Source organism: Staphylococcus sp. HMSC063F05 (assembly GCF_001837075.1).
Lineage (GTDB): Bacteria > Bacillota > Bacilli > Staphylococcales > Staphylococcaceae > Staphylococcus > Staphylococcus epidermidis.
In genome coordinates this window covers 56,986-82,398 of the sequence record NZ_KV831328.1, presented here as the reverse complement: position 1 = coordinate 82,398, position 25,413 = coordinate 56,986, and the positions used below count along the sequence as shown (strand labels likewise).

Sequence of the window (25,413 nt, the reverse complement as noted above, 5' to 3'; positions counted from 1 at the left end):
TTTTCTTCAATTTAAAATAATACTTAACTATTTTACATCATTTGTAAATTTAATCAAAACCAAAATCATTATGTTTGAATTTGGTTTTGATTAAATATTGTGATTTTGCTTAATCATTTCTTTTGCATTTTCTCTCGTGAGCTCAGTCACACTTGCTCCTGAAATCATACGTGCTATTTCATCTATTTTGTTTTCATCTTTCAATTCTTTGACTTGAGTTGTAGTTCTATCGGCATTGGATGCCTTGCTTATTAGAAGATGATGGTCACTCATTGAAGCTACCTGAGGTAAGTGTGAAATACAAATAACTTGTATATATTGAGCAATATCTCGCATTTTTTCAGCCATTTTTTGTGCTGCTTGACCAGATACACCCGAGTCAACTTCATCAAAAAGAATCGCGGTTTGGCCGCGTGATTTAACAAATATACTTTTTAGAGCAAGCATAATTCTTGAAAGTTCACCACCTGAAGCGATTTTATTAAGACTTTTAAGTGGTTCACCACGATTTGGACTAATTAAAAATTCCACAAATTCAATACCTTCAATTGTAGGTTCATCTAATGGTTTAAACGAAATTTCAAGGTTAGCATCTTTCATTTGTAAATTTTGTATTTCAGAAACAATATGGTCCCTTAACTCTCTCGCTACACGCCTACGTTCTTGAGAAAGTTTTTTTCCTATATCTATCACTTCGTTATAAAGCGTTTTAATTTCTTCCCTTAATTGTGATGTACTTTGTTCATAGTTTTCTATTTTATCAATTTCATTTGCAAGTTTACTCTGATAAGCAATAAGTTCAGTAATATCCTTACCATATTTACGTTTTAAATTATTAAGTAAATTCATTCTGGATTCATACTCATTTAAAACTTGCTCATCGAATTCAGTGTTAGCCATTTCGTCGTAAATTTCATGCTTTGCATCTTCTAGCATATAGTAAAATTGATCAATGTCCTCTTTTAATCTTACGAATTTTTCTGGAACGATATCATTAATCGTTTGCAAGTAGTTGCTTAATTCGTACAACCTATCGGGTATTGCACTTTCATCAGTTAGAACTTGATGTGCATTGTTTAAAGCTAGATTTAATTTTTCGGAGTTTTGAATTCTTTTAATATCGGATTCAAGTTGGTCCACTTCGCCTTCTTTCAGTGAAGCTTCGGTTAGTTCCTCTAATTGAAATTTCATTAAGTCTAATCGTTGTAATAAAGCCTGGTCCGCGGATTCTAATTCCTCTAATTCTTTACGTTTATTTTTATATTGGTTATAAGAAAGTTGATATTGATTAAGTAAATCTGAATACTGATTGTCTGCATAATCATCTAATAGTTGAAGATGATATTTTTGCTTAAGTAAAGATTGCGTTTCATGTTGACCATGAATATCAAGCAGTTCTTGCATCACTTTTCTTAAGTCCTGTAGAGTGACAGTTTGGTTATTAATACGACAAATACTCTTACCAGAACTGAAAATTTCTCTTTTAACTAATAAAAAATCTTCATCAACATCTATAGCTAATGATTCTAGTATATTAATTGCGTCTTTACTCTCGTCTATATCAAAGATACCTTCGATAATTGCTTTCTTTTCACCATGTCTGACGTAATCAGAAGAAGCTCTCATACCGATTAACTGTCCAATGGCATCAATAATGATAGATTTTCCTGAGCCAGTTTCACCACTCATAACTGTTAGACCGTCAGAAAAGTTTATATCAAGTTCGTCAATAATGGCAAATTGTTTTATTGATAAGGTTTGTAACATAAATTCATCGCATCCTTATAATAAATTGAAAATTCGAGTTTTGATTTCTTCACTCGCTTCTTCGTCTCGACAAATAAGTAAGCATGTATCATCACCACAAATTGTACCAAGTACCTCATCCCAATCAATTTGATCAAGTATAGCACCAATGGATTGAGCATTACCAGGAAGCGTTTTAAGAACTAGTAGATTACCAGTACCCTCAATGTTTACAAATGAATCCATTAAATATCTACCCAACTTCTCTAATGGATGATATCTACGATCATTTGGTAAACTATAAACATATTGCCCTGTAGGTGCAGGAACTTTAATTAATTGCAATTCTTTAATATCTCGTGAAACAGTAGCTTGTGTAACATTTAAATCATACTCATTCAAACGTTTAACTAGTTCATCTTGTGTTTCTATTTGTTCATTTGAAATTATCTCTCTTATTTTTATATGTCTCACTGACTTTTTTGGCACAATTAACACCTCAAATTACGAATATTTATACATTGATTTTAACACATGGAGTTCTGAACTACTACTAAACACTATTTTGAAATTGTAAAGTTAAAATATCTAACGAGCACTATATCAGTATTTATTACAAAATCATTTTCCTAATTAATAATACTAAAATAAGTGTTTAGAAATAAAAATGTGAATAATTCTTGTATATAAATTGAAGAATTAAAAAAGATTGCCTCATAGATAAGCTATGAAGACAACCTATAGATATAAATGCGTTATAACGTTAAAATAGACATTCTAAATATAGTATATTTTTTTATAAATTAATGGTCTCTGTTATAGAATAAATCTACAATATCACTTAATTCAGAAGTATCATATTGATCAGAAATTTGATTTAAGCAGTTCATAGCAAGATATTGATGATTGTTTAACTTTTCTTCTGCTCCTTCTTTTCCAAGTAAAGAAACATAAGTACTTTTATGATTTACTATATCACTGCCTACTTTTTTGCCAAGTTTTGATTCATCACCATACACATCCAGTAAATCATCTTTAATTTGAAACATCATTCCTAAATGATGACTAAATTCATCTAAATTCTTAGCAATATTTTGTTCTACTTGAGCAATGTCTACCGCAGCCATAACTGAAAAATTTAGTAAAGCGCCTGTCTTAGTTTCATGAATTGATTCTAAAGTTTCTAAACGAATTGACTTCCCTTCACTTTCCATATCAAGCGCTTGGCCACCCACCATTCCCCAATGTCCACTTGCTTTTGAAAGTCTTTTTATAATACTTACTTTCACACTATCTTCAATGGTAGTATCATTAGAAACTAATTCAAAAGCTTTTGTTAATAATGCATCACCAGCAAGAATGGCTTTCCATTCACCATAAACTTTATGATTTGTTAATTTTCCTCTACGGTAATCGTCATTATCCATTGCTGGTAAATCATCATGAATTAAAGAATAAGTATGAATCATTTCCAATGCTAAAGCACTATTTAGTCCTTGTTGATAATCTTTGTTAAGCATTTTTAGTGTTAATAATAATATGACTGGTCTGATTCTTTTACCACCAGCATTTAATGAATATTTCATACTTTCTTCTAAATTAGTTTTTAATGGTGATGATTGTATTGACTTATTCAGTGATGTATTAATTATATTTATTAATTTATTCATCTGTAGTTTCTTCATTTCCTTTATCACCAACTTCTTCTTGCATTAATTCATTCACTTTTTTCTCTGCTTCTTTTAAAGTTGAATCACAATTAGCAGATAGTTTCATACCACGTTGGTATAAATCGAGGGATTCTTCTAAAGAAACTGCTTCATTATCCAATTTTTGAACGATATTTTCAAGTTCTTTCATCATTTCTTCGAAACTTTGCTTTTCTTTACTCATCATTACACCTTACTTTCTTAACCGTTGCATCGACACTTCCGTCTTTCATTGTTAAAGATATTTGGTCGTTTTCATTCAATTTATGTGTGCTTGTAACCACTTCATTGTCTTTATTGACAATTGCGTACCCTCTAAGCATCGTATTGGTGGGGCTTAAATTATTAAGACTTTCTAATTTGTTTTTTAGCACTGTTTTTAAATTAGTAATGTTATTGGACATTATTTTGGACAATCTAGAATGCAATTGATAAATAGATTGCTTTTCCTGAGTAATCTGCTGATTTAAATTTTTAAAATTAAAACTTTGTTGAAGTAACTTGAGGTGATGTTTTGACTTTTCAACTTTAGTATTTAATAGATGATTTAATTGTCTTTCTAATTCATCTCGTTTTTGAATTTGTTGATCGTACAATAAACTCGGTTGCTTAAATTTGTAATATGATGATATGTGATTAAGTTGTTTCTTCTGATGTTCGATATATTGTTTTATATATCTTGATAATGTATATTCATACTGTTTAATTTGTTGTAATAACTCATATTGATCAGGTGTTGCTATAACAGCAGCTTGAGTAGGTGTCGCAGCTCTAACATCTGCTACAAAATCGCTCAATGTAAAATCAGTCTCATGACCTACAGCTGATATAATAGGTGTTTGACAATTAAAGATGGTTTTAACAACATCTTCTTCATTAAAGTTCCACAAATCTTCAATTGAACCACCACCACGTCCAACTATTATTGTATCAACATCTAATGAATCAGCATATTGAATCTTTTCTATTATATCTTGTCTAGCTTGCGTGCCTTGAACAAGGGTACTGATTTGAATTTGTTCGACCAAAGGGTAACGATTGTTAATCGTACTATGTATGTCTCTAATGGCTGCACCTGTGCTCGCTGTTAAAACCGCTATTTTCTTTGGATACTTTGGTATGAGTTTTTTGTTACTTTGATTAAAATAGCCTTCTTTTTTCAATTTCTTTTTTAGTAGTTCAAGCTTTTGGTATAAATTACCAATACCATCGAGTTGCATCTTATTAACATATATTTGATAATTTCCTCGTCTTTCATAAACAGAAACGCGAGCTTCAATTAAAACCTCATCACCTTCTTTAGGCTCAAAGCCTAACTTAGAAGCATTTCCTTTAAACATCATTGCACTGATGACACTTTCTTTGTCCTTGACATTAAAATATAAATGTCCGCTTGAATGCTTTTTAAAGTTAGATAATTCTCCTTTAATAAGAACTGACTGTAGATGAGGATCTTGGTCAAATTTATATTTTATATATTTAGTTAGTGCAGAAACACTTAAATATTCAGTCATAGTTATCACTCATTTTAATCATTTATATTACTTAAAACACCATTAACAAATTTATAATGATCATCATCACTAAACTGTTTTGTGAGTTCTACAGCTTCATTAACAACTACTTTTTTAGGTGTGTCGCTGTGCAATATTTCAAAAGTTGCCATTCTTAAAATAATACGATCTGATTTCAGTAAACGATCGATAGACCAGTCTTTTAAATGGGGTTTAATTGTTTCGTCTAAAACGATTTGATGATCTTTGACTCCAGTAACTAACCAGTATATAAAATCAAAGTCTAAATCAGAATGATCATCTTTAATAAATTCAATTGCTTCTTGAATTGTTAAATCTGTCTCTTTTATTTCAAGTTGAAATAAAGTTTGAAAAGCTTGTACTCTTGCATCTTTACGACTCATATTTTACTCCTTCAAATGTATTTATAAAATTATAGGTACAACTTTCTAGTAAAGTGCACCTATAATTTAAATTATTTATTTTTCTGCGACGATACTTCTGATGTGAATATTAATTTGCTGTGGTTCAATAGCTGTCATTGTCGTAATTGAATTGAAAATTGCTGATTGAATTTGATTTGCAGTTTTAGAAATATTTACGCCATGTTTTAAAGAACAAAATACATCAATGTATATTCCGTCTTCTTTAGCTTCGATTTTTAAATCTCTGTTTAAATTTTTTCGACTAATCTTCTCTAGATTTGTTTTTTTTAGTTCAGCAAAATGGCCTGTAATACCTTCTACTTCTGATGTCGCAATGGATGCGATAACAGATAATACTTCTGGTGCTATTTCAATTTTTCCTAAATTAGATTGAGAATAATCTGCTACATTGACCATTCTTTATCCTCCTATTGGTTATTATCGTCCATAATATTATACTTTTCTAGGAATTTTGTATTAAATTCCCCACTTCTAAAAATATGATTATTTAGAAGTCTTAAGTGGAATGGAATCGTAGTGTCGATACCTAAAACAAGATATTCACTTAAAGCACGAATGCCTGTCATAATTGATTCTTCACGTGTAGGTTCGTGAACTATAAGTTTTGCCACCATGGAGTCATAGTAAGGTGGTATCGTATAATTAGTATAACATGCTGATTCAATTCTCACTCCAAAACCGCCTGGAGCAAGATATTGGGTAATCTTGCCTGGTGATGGCATAAAGTTTTTGTAAGGATTTTCAGCATTGATTCGAAATTCAATAGCGTGACCGTTAATGGAAATATCTTCTTGTTTAAAAGGTAACGCCTCACCCATAGCAACTTTGAGTTGTAATTTTACTAAATCTACTCCTGTTACCATTTCAGTTACTGGGTGTTCAACTTGAATACGTGTATTCATTTCCATGAAATAAAATTGGTTATCATCTAAATCATATATAAATTCAATTGTACCTGCGTTTTCATAATTTACAGCTTTTGCAGCTCTAATTGCAGCATTACCCATTTCTTGGCGTTTATCTTCACTTAGTACTGGTGAGGGTGCTTCTTCAACGAGCTTTTGCATTCTTCTTTGAATTGTACAATCACGTTCACCTAAATGTATAACGTTTCCATAAGTATCGCCAATAATTTGAATCTCTATATGTCTAAAGTTTTCTATAAATTTTTCTAAGTATAAACCACCATTTCCGAACGCGGTTTCAGCTTCTTGTTGTGTCATACGGTAACCAGTTTCAAGTTCTTTCTCATCACGAGCAACCCGAATACCTTTTCCACCACCACCTGCTGTGGCTTTGATGATAACTGGATAGCCGATTTTTTTAGCTATTTTTTTAGCGTCATCTATACTTTGAATAAGTCCTTCACTTCCTGGTACTACAGGTACATTGGCTTTAATCATTTCAGCTTTAGCAATATCTTTTATTCCCATTTTCTGAATTGATTGATAGCTTGGCCCAATAAATTTTAATTGGCATGCTTCACACAATTCAGCAAAATCACCATTTTCAGCCAAAAAGCCGTATCCAGGATGAACACCATCACATCCTGTAGAAGTAGCGATAGATAAAATATTTGGTATATTTAAATAAGAATCTTTTGATAAAGTAGGACCGACGCAGTATGCTTCATCAGCAATTTGAGTATGTAATGCATCTTTGTCACCTTCTGAGTATATAGCTACTGTTTGAATACCTAAATCGTGTGCCGCTCTTATTATTCTTACTGCGATTTCACCACGATTAGCGATTAAAATCTTTTTCATTATTTCACCTTAAATAACGGCTGGCCATACTCTACCATTTGTCCGTCTTCTACTAAAATTTCTATGATTTCACCTGTTGTTTCGGCTTGAATCTCATTAAATAATTTCATAGCTTCTAATATACAAACAGTACTTTCATTCGTAACTTTATCTCCAACTTGAACGTATGCTTCTTCATCTGGTGAAGGTGATTTATAAAATGTACCAACCATTGGTGCATTAATGGTATTGTATTCATTATCACTACTTTGTTCATCTTTAGAGCTATGTGATGGCTTTTGTTGTGTTTCATTATGCGTATGATTTATCGGTTGAGTTGGTTGTTGAGTAACTTGCGGTGTAACTATTTCAGTCTCTTTTTCTTTTTTTAAATTAACTACGCTACCTTTATTATCTTCAATATTTATTTCAGTTAAACTAGATTGATCAAGAATTTCGATTAATTCTTTTATTTCTTTAAAGTTCATTTCTTACTGACTCCTTAGGTTTGTTTTCATCTACCCATCTATTTTACTTGAGTAAAAGATTCAATTCAAGCATGTTCATTAAACATCAAAACGTCGGTATTTATTTAAATATTTTAGAGATTGACTAAAAGCATAAAAAAGACACTCGTTTCGTTTTATTTTTTGTATTTTAACGAAACGGTGTTTTAAAAGTTACTTTGCTGAATTGTACACTCTGTATATCAACTCGATATTTTAGATAAGTTACCATTTATAAATCAAATGATTTCAGTTAATATTTCTATACCTTTTTCTAATTGTTTTTTAGTGATGGTCAATGGCGGTAATAACCTAATCACATTTTTACCAGCTGTTAAAATGATTAACCCCATACGTTTAGCTTCTCGCACTACTTGACTAGGATCATTAGTGACCTCTATTCCTACCATTAAACCTACACCACGTACTTCAATTACATTTCTTTTATTTACTAAACTTTTTCTTAAGTTTTCAATAAGAAATTGCCCCTTTGATTGAACATCATTCAGCAAATCAGCATCATTAATGATAGAAAGCGTTTGGTTTGCAGCAGCCAATGATAATCTATTTCCACCGAATGTTGTACCATGAGAACCGTAGCCAAATGCATGACCTAAATTCTTTTTGCCTAACATTGCTCCAATAGGAAGGCCATTACCTAATCCTTTAGCTAATGTGATGATATCTGGAGACAATTGATAATGTTCATGAGCATATAACTTACCGGTTCTACCTATGCCCGTTTGAACCTCGTCTACAATTATAAGGATATCTTTTTGTTTACAATACTCATTTAATTGCTTCATAAATAAAGGATCAGCAGGTAGTACTCCTGATTCACCTTGAATTATTTCTATAATTACAGCAGCAGTATTATTTGAAGTTAATGATTTAAATGAATTAAAATCATTAAAAATAGCAAATTTGAATCCAGGAACAACCGGACCAAATTGATCTGTAATTTTCTTCTGTCCTGTTGCAGACATTGCGCCGTACGTTCTGCCGTGAAAAGACTTTTTAAAAGCAATAATTTCCGACTTACCAGTAGCTTTACGTGCGAGTTTGATAGCTGCCTCATTCGCTTCTGTTCCGCTATTACAAAAGAAAGCTAAATAATCTCGTTGACCAATTAATTTTTGAGCCACTTCCTCTTGGATACTACTTAGGTATAAATTGGGTGAATGCCATATTAAATTCAGTTGATTATAAACTGCTTGGTAAATTTCCATATTAAAACCCAGATTTGTCACACCTATACCTGACGAAAAATCTAGGTAGACATTATTATCTTTATCAATTAATTCATTTTGATTAGCATCAACAAACTCTATATTGTCACGCTTGTAATTATTAAAAAGATAACTCATCATTAATCACCCCTTATGATTGTTCCTTTTTGTAAATTATTTGCAATTAAAATCGATTCAACACCAGATTCTAATGTTTGGATTGCACTCTCAATTTTAGGTATCATTCCGCCTGTAATTATTTTATTTTCAATTTTTGTTTTTGCTTCATTAATTGTAAGAGTAGCAAGCGTTTTATCTTTTTCAATTACACCAGGGACATCAGTCATATATACTAATTTTTCGACTTTTAGTTTCTTAGCAATTGCGGTGGCGAGATGATCAGCATTAACATTAAGATACTCCCCTTGCTCATTTACACCCAAACTAGTGATAATTGGTATTATGTCGCGTGATAACATTTTTTCTAATAGCATCGTGTTGATTTCTTTAACTTTACCAACGTAACCATAGATATTTTTATTTAAAAATTCGGCGCTTACAAGTTCTTTTATCTTTTCTTTAAATTGAAAAAATTCTAAATTAGATTCTTTAAGTCTTTCTAAAAGTTGATGGCCAACTATGTTAATTAAAGCATCATATATGATAGGTAAATCATTTTTAGCAGTTACTCTCATGCCATCAATTTTAATAGTTGAATGATTGTTTTTAGTTAATAAATTACTGATGACTTGGCCGCCACCGTGAACAATAATTATTTTTTTGTTTTCAAGGTGCCAAGCATTAATTTGTTGTATAAATGCGTCGTTTAAATTTTCTATAGCTATACCACCGAGCTTAATTACGATGATGTTTTTCATATGTTCCTCCTAAGTGGTGTATAGTGCGTTGATTTTAACGTAGTCATACGATAAATCACATCCCCATGCTTGACCTTCACAATTCCCTTGATGAAGGTCAAGCTGAATTGATATTTCTTCAGCACTCATTATTTCTTGAATTTCTTCTTTATCGTACTTTACTGGTGAGGATCTTATTAATACAGGTATCCTACCTATAAAAATGTCTACCTGATTAATATCAAAATATGTTTTAGCATAACCTGCAGCAGCAATAATTCTACCCCAATTAGGATCTTCGCCAAAAATTGCGGTTTTTACTAAACTTGAACCCACCACACTTTTAGCAATCATTCTTGCAGCACTAGATTCTTTTGCACCTTTAACCGTGACTTCTATTAATTTAGAAGCACCTTCGCCATCCCTTGCAATACTTTTTGCTAAATCGGTCATAATATATAGAAGCATCTGCTTAAATTTATAGTAGTCTTCGCTGTCTTTTTTAATTTCGTTATTATTTGTACATCCATTTGACATCACAAGCACCATATCATTTGTTGAAGTGTCACCATCTACAGTGATTTGATTGAATGTAACTTCAACCACATCTTTTAAAGCCTGTTGTAATGTTTGTGATGAGATGTTAGCGTCACAGGTTATAAATGCTAGCATTGTAGCCAAATTAGGATGTATCATTCCTGACCCTTTTGCTACACCTGCCATCGTTACTGTATCGCTACCAAATTCTTCGTTTACAACGCATGTTTTTGTATGAGTATCCGTTGTTAATATCGCTTTTGCAAAGTCATCAGCATTACCGTTTTTAACTAGTTTGGAAAAGCCATTCTTTAGAATAGACATTGGCATCACCTTTCCAATAACACCAGTAGATGCGACACCAACATATTCTGGTTGAATTTGTAATTTATTTGCGGCCAGTTGTTGCATTTTAAAAGCATCTTTTTCTCCTTGTTTACCAGTACAAGAATTAGCAATACCTGAATTAACAACAATAGCTTGCATTTTACCACTTTTTTCGATGCTGTTTTTTGTTAATTTTAATGGTGCAGCAATGACCTTATTAGTTGTAAATACACCAGCTACATTTGCAGGTACTTCTGAAACAATCCAACCAAAGTCTAATTTTTTCTTTTTAAAGCCAGCGTGCAGACCATCAGCTGAAAATCCAAGAGGACTTGCAATATTTCCCTTAATTATATTCATAATTTAGTCCCCCCTATATTAGATATATAAAGGCGCCAAAATTAAACCATCAGTTTCGTCGAAATTAAACATCAGATTCATGTTTTGAATTGCTTGTCCAGCGGCACCTTTAATTAAATTATCAATAACTGATGAAATTGTTAAAACACCCGTGGTTTCGTTATAAACAAAACCAATATCAGTGTAATTTGTTCCTATTACTTCATTTAACTGTGGTAATCCATCTTTAATTCTTATGAAAGGCTTATTTTTATATACATCCTTGTAGGTAGATTCTATTTGATTTATTTTAACTCCGTTTTCAAGCCGTGTGTATATAGTTGCAACAATACCTCTATTAACCGGAATAAGCGATGTCGAAAACTGAATATTCTGTAAACTTTTGTTAAAAAACTGCAACGTTTGTACAATTTCAGGAATATGTTGATGTTTATTAAGTTTATACGTCACATAATTATTGTTTACATTTACGTAATGCGATGACTGATTTAATTTTTTACCAGCTCCAGTAAGACCACTTTTAGCATCAACAATTATAGAATCAACACGGATTAAATGATTGCTGATTAAGGGATATAGCGCTAATTCAGTTGCAGTTGCATAACAACCAGGGTTAGCAATAAATCTATTGCGATGACTAATATTCATTACTTCTGAGAGACCATATGTAAAACGCTTTTGTATATCAACAGTACACGGTGATTTTTTATACCATTTGAGATAAACATCTGGAGATAAACGATGGTCACCTGATAAGTCTATAACAGGAAAATTATTTTTAACGAAATTTTTGGATAAATCTTTTGCAACGCCACTCGGAGTAGCAAAAAATACCAAATCTGAATGTGTCATAATAAATTCACTGTCGAAAACCTGAATTTCTTTATCAAAAATACCTTTCAAATGAGGGAATATATCAGAAATTTGCACTCCCACTTCTTTTGTAGCATGAATCGATGAAACTGTTACATGAGGGTGATTAAGTGCTAATCTTAACAATTCTAGTCCTGTATAGCCTGTGATACCTACTATAGAAATATGCATATATACACTCCTTATTGTATTATTATGTAATTATATACATATTTATTAATAATTACAATACTATATTATGTAATTTTACATTTTGAAAGCAAAAACTCCAAAGTATAACATCTTATTGATGTATACTCTGGAGTTTAGTTAATTAGTGTTTATCCTCTAGAAATGTAACTTCCATCACTAGTATTTATCACTAGTGTGTCACCTTCATTTACAAACAAAGGTACATTTAGAGTATAACCTGTTTCAACAGTCGCAGATTTTGTTGCGCCAGTGGCAGTATCACCTTTGATTCCAGGTTCAGTTTCAGTAACTTCAAGTTCTACAGTTTTTGGTAATTCAACACCAATAACTTCACTTTCATAAGATTGAACTTGAACTTCCATATTCGCTTTTAAGTAATTTAATTCATCTTTTAAGTAGTCACCAGGTAATTCGATTTGATCAAATGTCTCGTTATCCATGAATACATGGTTATCGCCATCAGCATATAAATATTGCATACGACGATTCTCGATCATTGCTTGCTCAACTTTTTCGCCAGCTCTGAAAGTTTTTTCTTGAATAGCACCTGTTCTTAAATTACGTAATTTAGAACGAACAAAAGCTGAACCTTTTCCTGGTTTGACATGTTGGAAATCAATAACTTTCCAGATTCCGTTATCAACAGAAATCGTTAAACCTGTTTTAAAATCATTTACTGAAATCATTCAGTCTCCTCCTCAATTATACGCGCTTACTCTAAAATAATAAGGTCTTTTGAGCATTTAGTAAAGACATGACATCCATTTTCTGTAATAAGAATGTCATCTTCTATTCTAACGCCACCCAATCCCTCAATGTATATGCCTGGTTCTATAGTAACACAGTTATTTATTTTTAATTCATCTGAACTATTTTGAGATAATAGTGGACCTTCATGAATATCAAGGCCGATACCATGACCAAGTGAATGGCCAAACTGCTCACCATAGTTGTGAGATGAAATATACTCTCTAGATATAGCATCTGCTTCTTTTGCAGTCATACCTGGTTTGATTTGTTCAATAGCTTTCTTTTGAGAAGTTAGAACTATATTAAATATTTCTTTGAGTTTTGGATCCGGTTCTCCTATTGCAAACGTGCGCGTAATATCTGAACAATATCCTCTATAGTATGCACCAAAATCTAATGTAATCATATCACCCTTTTCAATACGCTTATCACTTGCAACACCATGCGGTAACGCACCTCGGTAACCTGAAGCCACTATTGTGTCGAATGAAGGGCCATCTGCGCCTAATTCTAACATCTTACTTTCTAATTTAGCTTTAATTTCTCGTTCTGTCATTCCGATACTTACTTGAGTGAGGATATATTCATATGTTTGATCTACTATCTTAGCCGCTTTTTGAATGAGCTGAATTTCTTCCTTATTTTTAATTTCTCTAATCTTATCAATTTCATTAGATATGCTTATTAAAGTAATTAATCCTTTATTAAGTTCAACATAAGTATCATAACTGATTAAATGACCTTCAAAACCAATATTTGATAAATTTTCTCTTTCTAATATGGATTTAATTTCAGAAATCAAACTTGATTTTCGATTTATAATTTCAAAATCCTGTGCCTGTTCTGTAGCTTGGTCTATATATCTAAAATCAGTAATAAGATATTGTTTTTTAGGTGTTATGATTAGTGCACCACTTGTACCAGTAAAATCTGAAAGATAACGTCTATTATAATCTGATAATACTATGATTGCATCTAAGTGCTTATGTTCAATGATATCTAGAACTTTTCTTAATTTATTCATTTTTTCCCTCCTACGTTTACATTTGTACATTTTTATTTTATACATTAAAATGATAGCATAACTAGTAATAATAATAATAGTTTTTGGTTTAGGGAGAAGACAATGAAAAAGTTAATATTAATAGTTGGTGCGAGCAGTTTGCTTATGGGTTGTGGAAGTCAGAACTTAGCTCCTTTAGAAGATAAAACGACTGAGTTACGTGATGATAATCATCAATTAAAACTTGATATTCAAGAACTTAATCAAGAAATTGGCGAACATAAATCTAAAATAGCCGCCCTTAAACAAGATAAAGAAAATACTAAAGAGGCTTCATCTAATAAGTTAAAAATAAAAAATTTAAAAGCATCATCTGATTATTACGACTCTATTGCAAAAACCATTAAAGATTATAGAGATATTGAATCAAAAGTTAATAAAAATAATAATAAAGTAGCGATTCAAAGAAAATTAGATGACATTTTAAATGATATTGACGGTACTTTCATTAAATATAAAGAATCTGTAGACTCTGAATCACAATCTGAAGAAGATAAGAAAAAAGAAAAAGAAATACGTCAACTTAATAAAGACTTATCTTCAGCATTCAATACAATAAAAAAAGGATATGAAACGAAAGATAATAAAAAAATAGAAAAAGGTCAAAAAAAACTTGCAACAATAAATACAAATTTAAATTAATAGGAGTTTTGAGATGCGCAAATTCATCTTTTATTTAATATTAGCGATAGCTGCATTTGGTTTAATGATGAATCTTGATGAGTTTTTATTTTCGATTATGAAAGCCATTATTAGTTTTGCAATTATAGCTTTAATTATTTATATTATATACTATTTCTTCTTTTTAACAGAAGATCAAAGAAAGTATAAAAAAGCACTTCGTAAATATAAAAGACAAAAAAGAAAGCAATAAGGCGATATCAAATGATGTCGTCTTATTGCTCTCTTCATAATTATTTACGGTACATCCATGCTTCAGAGCGGTATTTATCTTCGAGTTCTTGTACTTCCTCTAATTGTTTTTCCGTTAATTCTAGAGGTTTAAAATCTATATTCAGTCCTTTTTTAAAACCTGCCTCAAAGGCGTTCTCCATTTCATTTAATGTAATATGTTGATTTGAAATGTCATTAATAGCTACAGCTTTTTGAACAAAATTTTCTTTCATTTTTGCTTTTAGTCGTTCATTTTTAAATTTAAACATATCAAATAAATCATCGATATCTATATCTTGTAAAATTGAACCATGTTGAAGAATGACACCTTTTTGTCTGGTTTGAGCGCTACCTGCAATTTTTCTGCCTTCTACTACAAGCTCATACCAACTAGGTGCATCAAAACATACTGAACTTCGTGGTTGCTTTAATTTGTCTCGTTCTTCTTTAGAACGGGGGATAGCGAAATAAGTTTCAAAACCTAAATTTTTAAAACCTTCTAATAATCCTTGTGAAATAATTTTATAAGCTTCAGTTACAGTTGAAGGCATATTTGGATGAGACTCAGGAACAATAACGCTATATGTTAATTCTTTATCGTGTAACACGCCTCTACCACCCGTTTGACGTCTTACTAAGCCATAGCCCTTTTCTTTTACTTTATCAATATCAATTTCTTTTTGGAGACGCTGAAAGTAGCCTATTGAGAGTGTTGCAGGATTCCAAGTATAAAATCTTATAACTGGATCGATTTCTCCACGCGATACAAAATTTAGTAACGCTTCGTCCATTGCCATATTATAATAAGGATTTTTGCTTCCAGTATTTATAAAATTCCATATTTCAGTCATAATCATACCCCTATCGAAATATTAAAATTAAAACTATTATGTATCTCTTTGTATATTTAGATTATGTGATATAAACATAATCTAACTCGAAAAAATATTTTGATAAATTGTACTAACAGTCTTATAATTATAATATCGGTAAATTAGGGAGGATGCAAGATGAGTATCTCTTTGTACATTGCAATTGGTATTATTGTTATTATCATTGCATATATGATTATCCAACAAATTCTTAATAAGCGAGCTGTAAATGAATTAGACCAAAATGAATTCCATAAAGGTTTAAGAAAAGCTCAAGTTATTGATGTGAGGGAAAAAGTGGATTATGATTATGGACATATTAATGGTGCACGTAATATTCCTATCACAGTATTTAAGCAACGATATCAAGGACTAAGAAATGACCAACCTATTTATTTATGTGATGCTAATGGTATAGCAAGTTATCGTGCTGCACGTATATTAAGAAAAAATGGATATAAAAATATTTACATGCTTAAAGGCGGTTACAAAAAATGGACAGGTAAAATAAAATCTAAAAAGTAATTTTACGAAATGATGTCTTTAAGTTATTAAACTCTTTGAAAGGATTATGTTAATAGATGCTTTCAAAGAGTTTTTTTAGATGATGATATATAAACCTTTCAAAGAAGAAGCTGGGACATAAAGTTCCAAGATAAGTTAATAAAGACAATTTCTATTGAAAAAATATAGAAATTGTCTTTTTATAATTTTTTTGATTATTTTTAGCTCGTTGAACTGTTACTTTTCTTATATTAAGTGCCATTAGTACAAATTCTAGTTCTCTTTTGGCTTTATTTATCTCTCGAACGGACATTCGAGTGAAACTCAAAATAGACTTCACAAATCCAAAAAAGCTTCCAGACCAAATTTTCTTTGACTGTAGATGGTTTTTGCTTTTTGTTCTGAAAGTTTTATTAATTTGGGTTTTATAAAATATTTCCATTTAAAATTCTTCATTATTTTTTAAACATTTCAATGTAAAATTACATATCAACAAAAATATTTTGGCGAGACTCTTGAGAGAACAGGATAGCTGAAGACTACAGGCTGAAGCTACCTCCTAAGAATGCGAGTCAACAATACGAAGTATTGTAAATAAAGAAGCCAGTAAATGAATTTATGAAAAACTCATTTACTGGCTATTTAGCTAGTAATTATGTCCCTGCTTTTTCTTTATTTATATAACTTTCATATTGAACGACTCGTCATCAAAAGTTACCGTTTCAGCCTGTATTTTGGATTCGCGCACCTTTCACAGAAATATCGTAAAAACACTACGTATTAACATATAATCTTATTTTTAAATGTTTTAAAAAAGATATTTTTTATTTAGTAAAAGATTAGTATAAGTTAACTTTTGATTATTGTTACTCTTAGAAGTTTTAGCTAGTATATAGATTTCTAATTAGCGATTTAATTATCTTCAGAATCAATATTTGTGTGTTCTTTATACTTTTCGTCCTTAAGTTCTTCAAATTTAAGAATTGGTTTTCGTGCTGCAGTGGTCTCATCTAATCGATCAATTATAGTCGTATGTGGTGCTTCTAAAACTTTATCTGGATCATTTTTTGTTTCGTCAGCGATTTGAATCATCGCATCAATAAAGTAATCAAGTGTTTCTTTAGATTCAGTTTCTGTTGGCTCAATCATCATTCCTTCTTCGACATTGAGAGGAAAATATATTGTAGGTGGATGCACACCAAAATCTAACAGTCGCTTAGCCATATCTAATGTTCTGACACCATATTGTTTTTGTAAAGTTCCACTTAATACAAATTCATGTTTACAATATTGATTGAACGGAATTTCAAAGTGATTTTTAAGGCGAGATTTTATATAATTCGCATTAAGAACGGCAGCTTCAGATACTTCTTTTAAACCATTGGCTCCCATTGATCTGATATAAGTATATGCTCTTAAATAAATGCCGAAATTTCCATAAAACGGTTTTACTCGTCCAATTGAATTTGGAATATCATTATCATATTTATACCTATCGTTATCTTTTATAACCATAGGCTTAGGTAGATAACTGGCTAATTTCTCTACTACTCCAACTGGTCCTGATCCTGGTCCACCACCGCCATGAGGACCAGTGAATGTTTTGTGCAAATTAAGATGTACCGCATCAAAGCCCATATCACCAGGACGTACTTTATCTAAAATAGCATTTAAATTTGCTCCATCGTAATATAATAAACCTCCTGCTTCATGAACGATTTTCCCTATTTCAATAATATTCTGTTCAAATATACCTAATGTATTTGGATTAGTTAACATGATTGCAGCTGTATTATCGTTTACTACTCTTTTTAAATCTTCTATGTCAACTTCCCCACATTGATTAGATTTTACAGTTACTGATTTAAATCCAGCAAATGAGGCAGAAGCAGGATTAGTACCATGTGCTGAATCAGGCACTATTACTTCATCACGATGGCTTTGTCCATTTTTTTCATGATAAGCTTTGAAAATCATTAAAGCAGTCCACTCACCATGTGCACCTGCAGCAGGTTGTAGGGTAACTTCATCCATACCAGTAATTTCCTTCAATTCTTCTTGTAAACTATATATAATTTCAAGAGAACCTTGAACGTGTTCTTCTTCTTGTAAAGGATGAGATTCACTAAAACCAGAAATACGGGCTACCTTTTCATTGATTTTAGGATTATATTTCATCGTACAAGAACCTAATGGGTAAAATCCAGTATCTACCCCGAAATTTTTATTTGATAGTTCGGTATAATGTCTAACTAAATCTAATTCTGAAACCTCGGGAAATTCAGCCTTATGTTTACGAATATACTTATCATCTAAGAGTGAAGCAATACTGATATTCTCAATGTCATTTTGTGGTAATGAATACGCATATCTATCTTTTTTGGATCTTTCAAATATTAAAGGACTTGATTTACTAATCATTTAACTCACCTGCTTTCGTAACGAAATCATCGATTTCATCTTTAGATCTTAACTCTGTAACTGCTACTAACATATGGTTTTTAAAATCATCAGATACTTCACCTAAGTCAAAACCACCAATATATCCATATTCTGCTAATTTAAGATTAATATTTTTTATTGGTTGATTAAATTTGACTACAAATTCATTAAAAGATTGTGCTTTTAGTACCTCAAAACCATGTTCTTCAAACTTATTTTTGGCATAATTGGCATTTTTAAGATTTTGAACTGCAATTTCATAAATACCTTGTTTACCTAAAGCTGACATTGCTATTGAAGATGCAAGTGCATTTAAAGCTTGATTTGAACAAATATTAGAAGTTGCTTTATCACGGCGGATATGTTGTTCTCTAGCTTGTAACGTGAGAACAAATCCACGATTACCTTCGTCATCTTGAGTTTGCCCAACTAATCGACCAGGTACTTTTCTCATTAATTTCTTTGTTGTAGCAAAGTATCCACAATGCGGACCCCCAAATTGTGTAGGAATACCAAAAGGCTGTGTATCTCCCACTACTATGTCTGCCCCGAATGTACCTGGGGGTGTTAGTAATCCTAAAGAAAGTGGATTGGCATATACGATAAATAAAGCTTTTTTATCCTTTATATAGTTATTAATTTGTTCTAAATCTTCAATAGAACCATAAAAATTGGGATATTGGACAGCGACAGCTGCTGTGTTGTCATCGATAAGTTGTTCTAATTTCTCTAAATCAGTAATAGTACCTTTAAGGTCAACTTCAATTATTTCAAATTCATCACGAGTTTTGGCGTATGTGTGTAGAATTTGTAAAGCTTGATAATGTAGTCCACTTGAAACTACAATTTTATTTTTTTTCGTATGACTTAGTGCCAATATACATGCTTCAGCAAAACTAGTCATACCATCATACATAGAAGAATTTGCTACATCCATATCTGTTAATTCACAAATGAGTGTTTGAAATTCAAAAATTGCTTGTAACTCACCTTGAGAAATTTCAGGTTGATAAGGTGTATATGCGGTGTAGAATTCAGATCTTGAAATCATTGCATCGACAACAGCTGGAGTATAATGATCATAAACGCCCGCACCTAGAAATGTTGCATGTGTTTCTTTAGTTGTATTTTTAGCTGCGAGACGATTTAACCTTCTAAGTAATATCGTCTCCGCTTCGCTTTCGGCAATATTTAAATTTCTTTTTAATAAAATATCTGTAGGTATATCATCAAATAATTCGGAAATAGATTTTGCCCCAATACTATTTAGCATTTCATTTTTATCTTGTTCTGTTAATGGTATATAACGATGACTCAATATTTACACCCCTTTATATTTATTTCTCAATTTGATTTTTTTTAACTATTTTTGCCTCAACTTGACGCTTACGTATTTGCACAATTACTTTTTTGCCCATTTCAAATGCATCTCTATCTATTATTGCAAGTGCTATAGATTTACCAGAAGATGGGGATTGTGTTCCTGATGTAACGAAACCAATTTCATTACTATTTTCATCTAGTACGTCATAACCTGTTCTAGCAATGCCTTTACCTAATAGTTCAAGACCTACTGTTCTACGCTCGGAACCATTTTCTTTTTGAGCTTTGAGTACGGATTTGCCAATAAAATGATTTTCAATTAACGGTTTAGCAGCGAAGGCTATCCCTCCTTCATAAGGAGTAATTGATTCAGATAAATCTTGACCATGTAAAGGTAATCCTGCTTCAAGTCTTAGCGTATCACGAGCACCTAAACCGCATGGTGTAACATCGTATTCTAATAATTGCTCCCATATATCCTTAGTATCTTCTTGCTTACAGTAAATTTCAAAGCCATCTTCTCCAGTATAACCAGACTGCGAAAGAATAATAGATTTACCAAAGATTTGTACGTTCTGTTTGAATTCAAACATTGCCATATGGCTTACATCTATATCCACTAATTCATTTATTAATGCTCTTGAATGAGGACCTTGAATAGCTAATTGGCCGTATTTGTCTGAAGTATTGCTCACATCTACAGTAAAATTAGAGCTATGTTTCTTAATCCATTGATAATCTTTATTGGTATTGGCTGCATTTACAATAAGCAAGTAGTGGTTTTCATTAAGTTTATATGTAACTAAATCATCAATGATGCCCCCCTCATCATTACATAACGCACTATACATTGCTTTATCATTTGTTAGAAGATTTGTATCATTAGAAAGGATGTATTGTATGAATTGTTCTGCATCTTTACCACTAATTTCTATCTCTCCCATATGACTTACATCAAAAAGACCAACATTATATCTAACTGCATTATGTTCTTCTTTGATACTTGAGAATTGAACAGGCATTGCCCATCCTCCGAACTCAACAATTTTAGCACCACTATCAACGTAATTTTGATATAAAGGTGTTTTTTTCAAATCTGTTGTCATACGTGTACCCCCAATTAATAATTTTTAAAAAACAGGATAGCATAAAGCTACCCTGTTTTAATACACATTTCAGGAATGCGTTACAGTATTATCCTTTTGCCTGAGAGTTTCGTTATTTCACTTGCACCTTCGGCGATAGAGAGTCAAAATTGTAATAGACTAAAAACGTTTAACTTATAATGATTCAAGTTTTGATCTCTATTCTCTCTAATACTGATCAATCGCTTAATAATTTTGTTTTAATTAAAGTGCAAATTTCAGAAACACTCTGTGCACTATCAACTTTCATGAATGCGATTTCATTATATCTTGAAAGTCTTGAAGAATACAAGGCATCAAGTTGGTTAAGATTTTTACTTTTAGCATTGGGTCTATGTGAATCATTTTTAACTCGTTTGAAAATGATTTCAATGTCACAGTCTAGCCAAACTACATGCTTTTGATTTTTTAAGAGCTTTAATGAATTCGTATCTTCTATAATACCTCCTCCAGTTGAAATAATATCGAAAGTATTGAGACAAGATTTTAGGTATCTAGTCTCCAATGATCTAAATCCTTTTTCTCCGATATCATTAAATATATCAGGTATAGATTTACATTCATTTACTTCAATAAAATTATCTAAATCCACATAACTTAAATTATATAAATCTGAAAGATATTTTCCAACAGTAGTTTTACCAGTTCCCATGAAACCAACTAAAATAATAGGCACTTGAATACTCTTCAAATTAATCTACCTCTTTTAACTTATTAACGATAACTTTATTGTAGTAAACATCTAAGTTATGTATTGTCTTTAATTTTAAACTATATTGAGAGATATAAAAAGATATAATTGATAAATAAATTGAAAAAATTACTATTAAATATAAACTAATGAACGCTTTTCGGCTATATAAACAGGATTTCTTTGTGTTCATCGTTCGTTTCTCCTGTTGTTATTAATAATTTTACTATATTATCGTTCGTTTTTAATATACGAGTAGACAAGACGTGATTTAACAATGTAATATTACCTTTTTGATTAATGTTTTTGTAAATTTTACGGTTTTTATAAATATATCTAATAACATCTTTATCTTTCTTAAGTTTAATTGTATATGCATTTTCTATCTCATAATTGTTTTGAGTCGTCATTTTCTCTTTAAGTAAATCTCTTCTAAAAAATTCAAATTGAATATCTTCGTTATTTTGAGCAGTATTAAGATAAAACGAAGTCAATTTAAGTATAGTAGGTAATAAAGCGAGAATTAAAGTAGTCACAAATAAAGCAAATAATGCTTCGATGTAAGTAAATGCTTTTATATTAAATTGAAATACATGTTCGCGTATTAAATGCTTTATCCTCCCCACATATTTTATTATTGAATAATTGTATTTCATAATTTTCTATTACAACCCCTTGATAAAGTTCTTTCTTTTTATAGTGTTGAAGGCTAGTTATCATGATTTGCTTGATTTTTATATTATTTAAATTGATAAGATACTGATTGTTTAAGTTTGAAAACATAGGTATTAAAATCATTGTTATTGTACTAACTATAAAAAAGGCTAGCAATGCATCAATAATTAAAGACCCTTTAAATTTATATTTTGACAAATCTCAAACGCCCCTTTTCAATATGGAAGATTAATCTATAAGCATGTGAATTATATTGTAAAATGAGCGATCCAAAATGATTTATATTTCCATTTTTATCAAAATTTAATGTTTGAATTTTAGCTATATTAATCACTTTGCCTTTATTAAGTTTAAAACTATATTTATCTCCATTTTCTTCAATTACTTGTACTCTATTTGAATTATTAAAAAATAATAAAGTTATTGATTCGTTGTTGCTAATAGCTTTAGATTTATAGTAATTAAATTTTGTTATTAATTGTTTAATTTCATATTCTTCATCAATTAGCTGAATGTCGAACAGGCTTCGTGACCATAAAGTTGTTATCAACAAGCAACTGATAATAAATAAAGTAAAAATCATCTCGACTAAACTAAATGCTTTAATGTTTTTAATTGGCAACTGCTTCTCCATTTGCAATACTAATTGTCTGACCGGATTTACATGTTTTTTGTCCTTCTTTTATAAAACCATCTGAAACCAAATCATCAATATTAGAAGGGTTGCGATTATGTTTTAAAGCGTAGGCTTCTATTTGACTGTTTACCATTTTAACTTGAGCATCACATCCAGTTGACTGAATATGAGATGTTTGTTTTGCAATATTTGGAATTATAAGTATTAACAATAAACTTATTATTAGTAATACTAAAAGCATTTCTATCAAGGTAAATGCTCGTGTTTTTTTCAATAATTTCAATGTTTTCATTGATGTCACTCCTCAAATTATTTTATTGTTTGCATAAGTTCAAACATAGGAAGCATAATGACTAAGTATAAAGATACAATAAAAATTCCCAAGATAAAGAAGATGATAGGTTGTATAAATTTTGTTTGTTTTAACACTTTTTCTTCAAATTGCTGTAATAGCATTTGACTGTATAACTTTAATTCTATATCTAATTTCCCATTTTTCTCTCCTTGTTCTATGAATTTAATCAAATCATTTTGAAAACATTTTAAATTCATTAATATAACAGGTAACGGGAGCCCTTTATTAGCTTCTTTAAAAAGATAATCACCCAGAAATTTAAGAAAATCGTTATCTTGCTCATTACGATATATACGGACAATTTGTTGAAGACTTGTACCATTTCTGTAAAATAAAGAAAGTTGATTGGAAAGTTGATAAGTTCTATATATTTTATAATACGTATTAATCATTGGGATTTTTAAAATAGATTTTAACTTTTTCTCAATTGGTAGATAATAGTAGAATTTATAAGTGATAAAAAATGCTATACCACTAATAAAGATAAAAATGAAAGTTAGTTTGGGAAGACGGGTAATAATAAGAGTTAGTAGATTTTGAAATGTTGATAATTTAACATTCATAGTCTCATAAAGTTGTTGAAATTGAGGTATGACAGTTATATTTAAAATGGTTAATATGAATAAGAAGATAGAAATTAATGCAACAGGATATTGTAAGGTTTTGATGAGTCGTTTTTTAGCTTTCAGATTTCTTTTCATATATTGAACAGTATCAACGAGAGCCTCCTCAATGTTGCCGTAGTTTTCAGCAAATTTTATTTGAAGAAGAACTAATTCTGGATACCCTATTATTTTTAAAATATCATAACATGTAGCACCGTTTTGTAGATGTTGGATAATCTTTTTATTTATTGTTCGCTCTTTATATTTAAAATAGGAGTTTAAAAATTTAAAACTTTGATATAAAGTGAATCCGTGACTTAAAAGCTGTTGTAATCTCTGTAGTAAGTCTATTGATTGTATTTCAGTAAGATATTTATTCCTCTTATATTTAAATGTATTTATCGACAACTTCTTCACATATAACACCTTCTTTAGACATTTTGTTTAAATGTGTAGCTAATTTTGTGAAATTTTTAGGTAAAGAATGATTATGTTCAAAAAAATAATTTATTTGGCTTTGAAACATTAATTCCGATACTAGTTGACGATAATTTGTAGTAGTAGTGATTAATCTTTGATTAGAAATTAAATTGATTGCCTGGCACAACTCTTGGACAGAAATACCCATTTCTAATAATCGTAATAGTGCTCCCTTGCAATCATTCGCGTGCATTGTCGACAAAACTAAATGCCCGCTTAAACTGGCTTGAATCACGTATTTAGCTACGGTAGAATCTCTGATTTCACCAATTAAAATTACATCTGGATCACACCTTAAAATGGCTTTGAAAGAGCTTTCATAATTTATACCTGCCTTTTCATTGACTGATATTTGTGTGATTCCATTAAGTATTTGCTCAACTGGATCTTCAACTGATATTACATTTAAATTCAATTTTTGATGTGCATAAAGGACCATTTGGTACATTAAAGTACTTTTGCCAGAGCCAGTTGGTCCACTAAACAAAAGTAGACCTTGTTTCTTTTTCATAAAGTGTTTAAAATCTTTAAATTCATATGATTCTCGTGTAGTTTGGAAGTATTGAGGTACTATACGAATTACACAACTTTCATTGCCTAATGATAAAGGTAATGTAGAGATTCTTAAATAATATAAATGCTTCATCTTATAACTATATCTACCACTTTGTGCTCTATGCTGTGTTGATACATCTAAGCCAGATTGAAACTTCATGTATATAAGTAATTTTTTATAAATTGGAAATGAAAGTCTATCATATATTGTGAGCTCATCTTTAATTCTTAGCTTAATTATAGTGTGTTCCTCACATGGTATAAAGTGTATGTCACTTGCTTCTTGCTTAATTGCATGATTGATAATCTGTTCAAATAAAATTTTCAAAAAAATCACCTCCTACATATATAAACGTAGGAGGTGATTTTTTTACTCTATAA

The 25,413-nt window shown here is 30.7% G+C and carries 29 protein-coding genes, 1 pseudogene and 1 riboswitch; of the genes and pseudogenes, 3 read left to right on the top strand and 27 right to left on the bottom strand.

The features are described from left to right. Nucleotides 1-90: 90 nt before the first annotated feature. From recN to HMPREF2576_RS03825, 15 genes are all read right to left on the bottom strand, one after another. The gene (gene recN, locus HMPREF2576_RS03895) at nucleotides 91-1,767 is read right to left on the bottom strand and encodes a DNA repair protein RecN (protein WP_001830981.1); all 1,677 of its coding nucleotides are present in this window, start codon (nucleotides 1,765-1,767) and stop codon (nucleotides 91-93) included. Nucleotides 1,768-1,782: 15 nt separating this feature from the next. After that, nucleotides 1,783-2,235, bottom strand: coding sequence for a transcriptional regulator AhrC/ArgR (gene ahrC, locus HMPREF2576_RS03890; RefSeq protein WP_002456185.1), 453 nt, complete (start codon nucleotides 2,233-2,235; stop codon nucleotides 1,783-1,785). 314 nt (nucleotides 2,236-2,549) lie between these two features. After that, nucleotides 2,550-3,431, bottom strand: coding sequence for a polyprenyl synthetase family protein (locus HMPREF2576_RS03885; RefSeq protein WP_002440017.1), 882 nt, complete (start codon nucleotides 3,429-3,431; stop codon nucleotides 2,550-2,552). After that, nucleotides 3,409-3,639, bottom strand: coding sequence for an exodeoxyribonuclease VII small subunit (locus HMPREF2576_RS03880; RefSeq protein ID WP_001830935.1), 231 nt, complete (start codon nucleotides 3,637-3,639; stop codon nucleotides 3,409-3,411). Before HMPREF2576_RS03880 ends, HMPREF2576_RS03885 begins: the two co-directional genes overlap by 23 nt. Next, complete coding sequence (gene xseA / locus HMPREF2576_RS03875) at nucleotides 3,632-4,969, bottom strand: exodeoxyribonuclease VII large subunit (RefSeq protein ID WP_002440019.1); 1,338 nt, start codon at nucleotides 4,967-4,969, stop codon at nucleotides 3,632-3,634. The genes HMPREF2576_RS03880 and xseA overlap by 8 nt, the downstream gene beginning before the upstream one ends. A 14-nt stretch (nucleotides 4,970-4,983) precedes the next feature. After that, a complete protein-coding gene (gene nusB / locus HMPREF2576_RS03870; protein ID WP_001831090.1) occupies nucleotides 4,984-5,373 on the bottom strand; it encodes a transcription antitermination factor NusB in 390 nt (129 codons plus the stop codon). A 75-nt stretch (nucleotides 5,374-5,448) separates the two neighbouring features. Beyond that, entirely contained in the window at nucleotides 5,449-5,811 is a 363-nt protein-coding gene (locus HMPREF2576_RS03865) for an Asp23/Gls24 family envelope stress response protein (RefSeq protein ID WP_002440021.1), read from the bottom strand. An 11-nt stretch (nucleotides 5,812-5,822) separates the two neighbouring features. Next, complete coding sequence (accC, locus tag HMPREF2576_RS03860; RefSeq protein ID WP_002440022.1) at nucleotides 5,823-7,181, bottom strand: acetyl-CoA carboxylase biotin carboxylase subunit; 1,359 nt, start codon at nucleotides 7,179-7,181, stop codon at nucleotides 5,823-5,825. After that, nucleotides 7,181-7,648 carry an acetyl-CoA carboxylase biotin carboxyl carrier protein gene (accB, locus tag HMPREF2576_RS03855; RefSeq protein WP_001831211.1) on the bottom strand — a complete coding sequence of 156 codons (468 nt, stop codon included), beginning with the start codon at nucleotides 7,646-7,648 and terminating at the stop codon, nucleotides 7,181-7,183. Before accB ends, accC begins: the two co-directional genes overlap by 1 nt. 257 nt (nucleotides 7,649-7,905) lie before the next feature. Beyond that, entirely contained in the window at nucleotides 7,906-9,036 is a 1,131-nt protein-coding gene (locus HMPREF2576_RS03850) for an acetylornithine transaminase (protein WP_002440024.1), read from the bottom strand. Then, a complete protein-coding gene (argB, locus tag HMPREF2576_RS03845) occupies nucleotides 9,036-9,773 on the bottom strand; it encodes an acetylglutamate kinase (RefSeq protein ID WP_001830946.1) in 738 nt (245 codons plus the stop codon). The genes HMPREF2576_RS03850 and argB overlap by 1 nt, the downstream gene beginning before the upstream one ends. A gap of 9 nt (nucleotides 9,774-9,782) precedes the next feature. Then, nucleotides 9,783-10,976, bottom strand: coding sequence for a bifunctional glutamate N-acetyltransferase/amino-acid acetyltransferase ArgJ (argJ, locus tag HMPREF2576_RS03840; RefSeq protein ID WP_001831095.1), 1,194 nt, complete (start codon nucleotides 10,974-10,976; stop codon nucleotides 9,783-9,785). An 18-nt stretch (nucleotides 10,977-10,994) separates the two neighbouring features. After that, the gene (gene argC, locus HMPREF2576_RS03835; protein ID WP_002440029.1) at nucleotides 10,995-12,020 is read right to left on the bottom strand and encodes an N-acetyl-gamma-glutamyl-phosphate reductase; all 1,026 of its coding nucleotides are present in this window, start codon (nucleotides 12,018-12,020) and stop codon (nucleotides 10,995-10,997) included. A gap of 149 nt (nucleotides 12,021-12,169) precedes the next feature. Next, nucleotides 12,170-12,727, bottom strand: coding sequence for an elongation factor P (efp, locus tag HMPREF2576_RS03830; protein ID WP_001831269.1), 558 nt, complete (start codon nucleotides 12,725-12,727; stop codon nucleotides 12,170-12,172). 26 nt (nucleotides 12,728-12,753) lie between these two features. Beyond that, nucleotides 12,754-13,815, bottom strand: coding sequence for a M24 family metallopeptidase (locus tag HMPREF2576_RS03825; RefSeq protein ID WP_001831174.1), 1,062 nt, complete (start codon nucleotides 13,813-13,815; stop codon nucleotides 12,754-12,756). A 102-nt stretch (nucleotides 13,816-13,917) separates the two neighbouring features. Here HMPREF2576_RS03825 and HMPREF2576_RS03820 point away from each other — a divergent pair, with 102 nt between their 5' ends. Further along, nucleotides 13,918-14,496, top strand: a complete 579-nt coding sequence (locus HMPREF2576_RS03820; RefSeq protein ID WP_001831193.1) for a hypothetical protein — start codon at nucleotides 13,918-13,920, stop codon at nucleotides 14,494-14,496. A 13-nt stretch (nucleotides 14,497-14,509) separates the two neighbouring features. Then, complete coding sequence (locus tag HMPREF2576_RS03815) at nucleotides 14,510-14,728, top strand: SA1362 family protein (RefSeq protein ID WP_001831076.1); 219 nt, start codon at nucleotides 14,510-14,512, stop codon at nucleotides 14,726-14,728. Nucleotides 14,729-14,768: 40 nt separating this feature from the next. Here HMPREF2576_RS03815 and HMPREF2576_RS03810 read toward each other — a convergent pair whose 3' ends face one another. Next, a complete protein-coding gene (locus tag HMPREF2576_RS03810) occupies nucleotides 14,769-15,599 on the bottom strand; it encodes a lipoate--protein ligase family protein (protein ID WP_001830993.1) in 831 nt (276 codons plus the stop codon). A 159-nt stretch (nucleotides 15,600-15,758) separates the two neighbouring features. Here HMPREF2576_RS03810 and HMPREF2576_RS03805 point away from each other — a divergent pair, with 159 nt between their 5' ends. Further along, nucleotides 15,759-16,145 (top strand): rhodanese-like domain-containing protein, encoded by a 387-nt coding sequence (locus tag HMPREF2576_RS03805; RefSeq protein WP_001831303.1) that lies wholly within the window; start codon nucleotides 15,759-15,761, stop codon nucleotides 16,143-16,145. 98 nt (nucleotides 16,146-16,243) lie between these two features. Here HMPREF2576_RS03805 and HMPREF2576_RS12090 read toward each other — a convergent pair. The 11 genes and pseudogenes from HMPREF2576_RS12090 to comGA form a co-directional block, all read right to left on the bottom strand. After that, nucleotides 16,244-16,586 (bottom strand): annotated as a pseudogene (locus tag HMPREF2576_RS12090) (transposase); the annotation flags it as partial. A 450-nt stretch (nucleotides 16,587-17,036) separates the two neighbouring features. Beyond that, complete coding sequence (gene gcvPB, locus HMPREF2576_RS03795; RefSeq protein ID WP_002468801.1) at nucleotides 17,037-18,545, bottom strand: aminomethyl-transferring glycine dehydrogenase subunit GcvPB; 1,509 nt, start codon at nucleotides 18,543-18,545, stop codon at nucleotides 17,037-17,039. Further along, nucleotides 18,538-19,884, bottom strand: coding sequence for an aminomethyl-transferring glycine dehydrogenase subunit GcvPA (gene gcvPA, locus HMPREF2576_RS03790; protein WP_002456181.1), 1,347 nt, complete (start codon nucleotides 19,882-19,884; stop codon nucleotides 18,538-18,540). The genes gcvPB and gcvPA overlap by 8 nt, the downstream gene beginning before the upstream one ends. A 19-nt stretch (nucleotides 19,885-19,903) precedes the next feature. Beyond that, complete coding sequence (gene gcvT, locus HMPREF2576_RS03785) at nucleotides 19,904-20,995, bottom strand: glycine cleavage system aminomethyltransferase GcvT (protein ID WP_001831107.1); 1,092 nt, start codon at nucleotides 20,993-20,995, stop codon at nucleotides 19,904-19,906. A 78-nt stretch (nucleotides 20,996-21,073) separates the two neighbouring features. After that, nucleotides 21,074-21,216: riboswitch (glycine riboswitch) on the bottom strand. Further along, entirely contained in the window at nucleotides 21,213-21,725 is a 513-nt protein-coding gene (locus tag HMPREF2576_RS03780) for a shikimate kinase (protein ID WP_002485736.1), read from the bottom strand. Its footprint overlaps the riboswitch before it by 4 nt. A gap of 164 nt (nucleotides 21,726-21,889) precedes the next feature. Continuing rightward, a complete protein-coding gene (locus HMPREF2576_RS03775) occupies nucleotides 21,890-22,381 on the bottom strand; it encodes a competence type IV pilus minor pilin ComGF (protein WP_002440043.1) in 492 nt (163 codons plus the stop codon). Continuing rightward, the gene (locus HMPREF2576_RS11525) at nucleotides 22,305-22,598 is read right to left on the bottom strand and encodes a hypothetical protein (RefSeq protein ID WP_001831116.1); all 294 of its coding nucleotides are present in this window, start codon (nucleotides 22,596-22,598) and stop codon (nucleotides 22,305-22,307) included. Before HMPREF2576_RS11525 ends, HMPREF2576_RS03775 begins: the two co-directional genes overlap by 77 nt. Continuing rightward, nucleotides 22,585-23,022, bottom strand: a complete 438-nt coding sequence (comGD, locus tag HMPREF2576_RS03770) for a competence type IV pilus minor pilin ComGD (RefSeq protein ID WP_001831025.1) — start codon at nucleotides 23,020-23,022, stop codon at nucleotides 22,585-22,587. The genes HMPREF2576_RS11525 and comGD overlap by 14 nt, the downstream gene beginning before the upstream one ends. After that, entirely contained in the window at nucleotides 23,012-23,329 is a 318-nt protein-coding gene (gene comGC, locus HMPREF2576_RS03765; protein ID WP_001831271.1) for a competence type IV pilus major pilin ComGC, read from the bottom strand. The genes comGD and comGC overlap by 11 nt, the downstream gene beginning before the upstream one ends. Before the next feature lie 17 nt (nucleotides 23,330-23,346). Further along, on the bottom strand, nucleotides 23,347-24,414 hold the full coding sequence (comGB, locus tag HMPREF2576_RS03760; protein ID WP_001831131.1) for a competence type IV pilus assembly protein ComGB: 1,068 nt from the start codon (nucleotides 24,412-24,414) through the stop codon (nucleotides 23,347-23,349). Beyond that, on the bottom strand, nucleotides 24,386-25,360 hold the full coding sequence (gene comGA / locus HMPREF2576_RS03755; protein WP_001831109.1) for a competence type IV pilus ATPase ComGA: 975 nt from the start codon (nucleotides 25,358-25,360) through the stop codon (nucleotides 24,386-24,388). Before comGA ends, comGB begins: the two co-directional genes overlap by 29 nt. Nucleotides 25,361-25,413 lie beyond the last annotated feature (53 nt).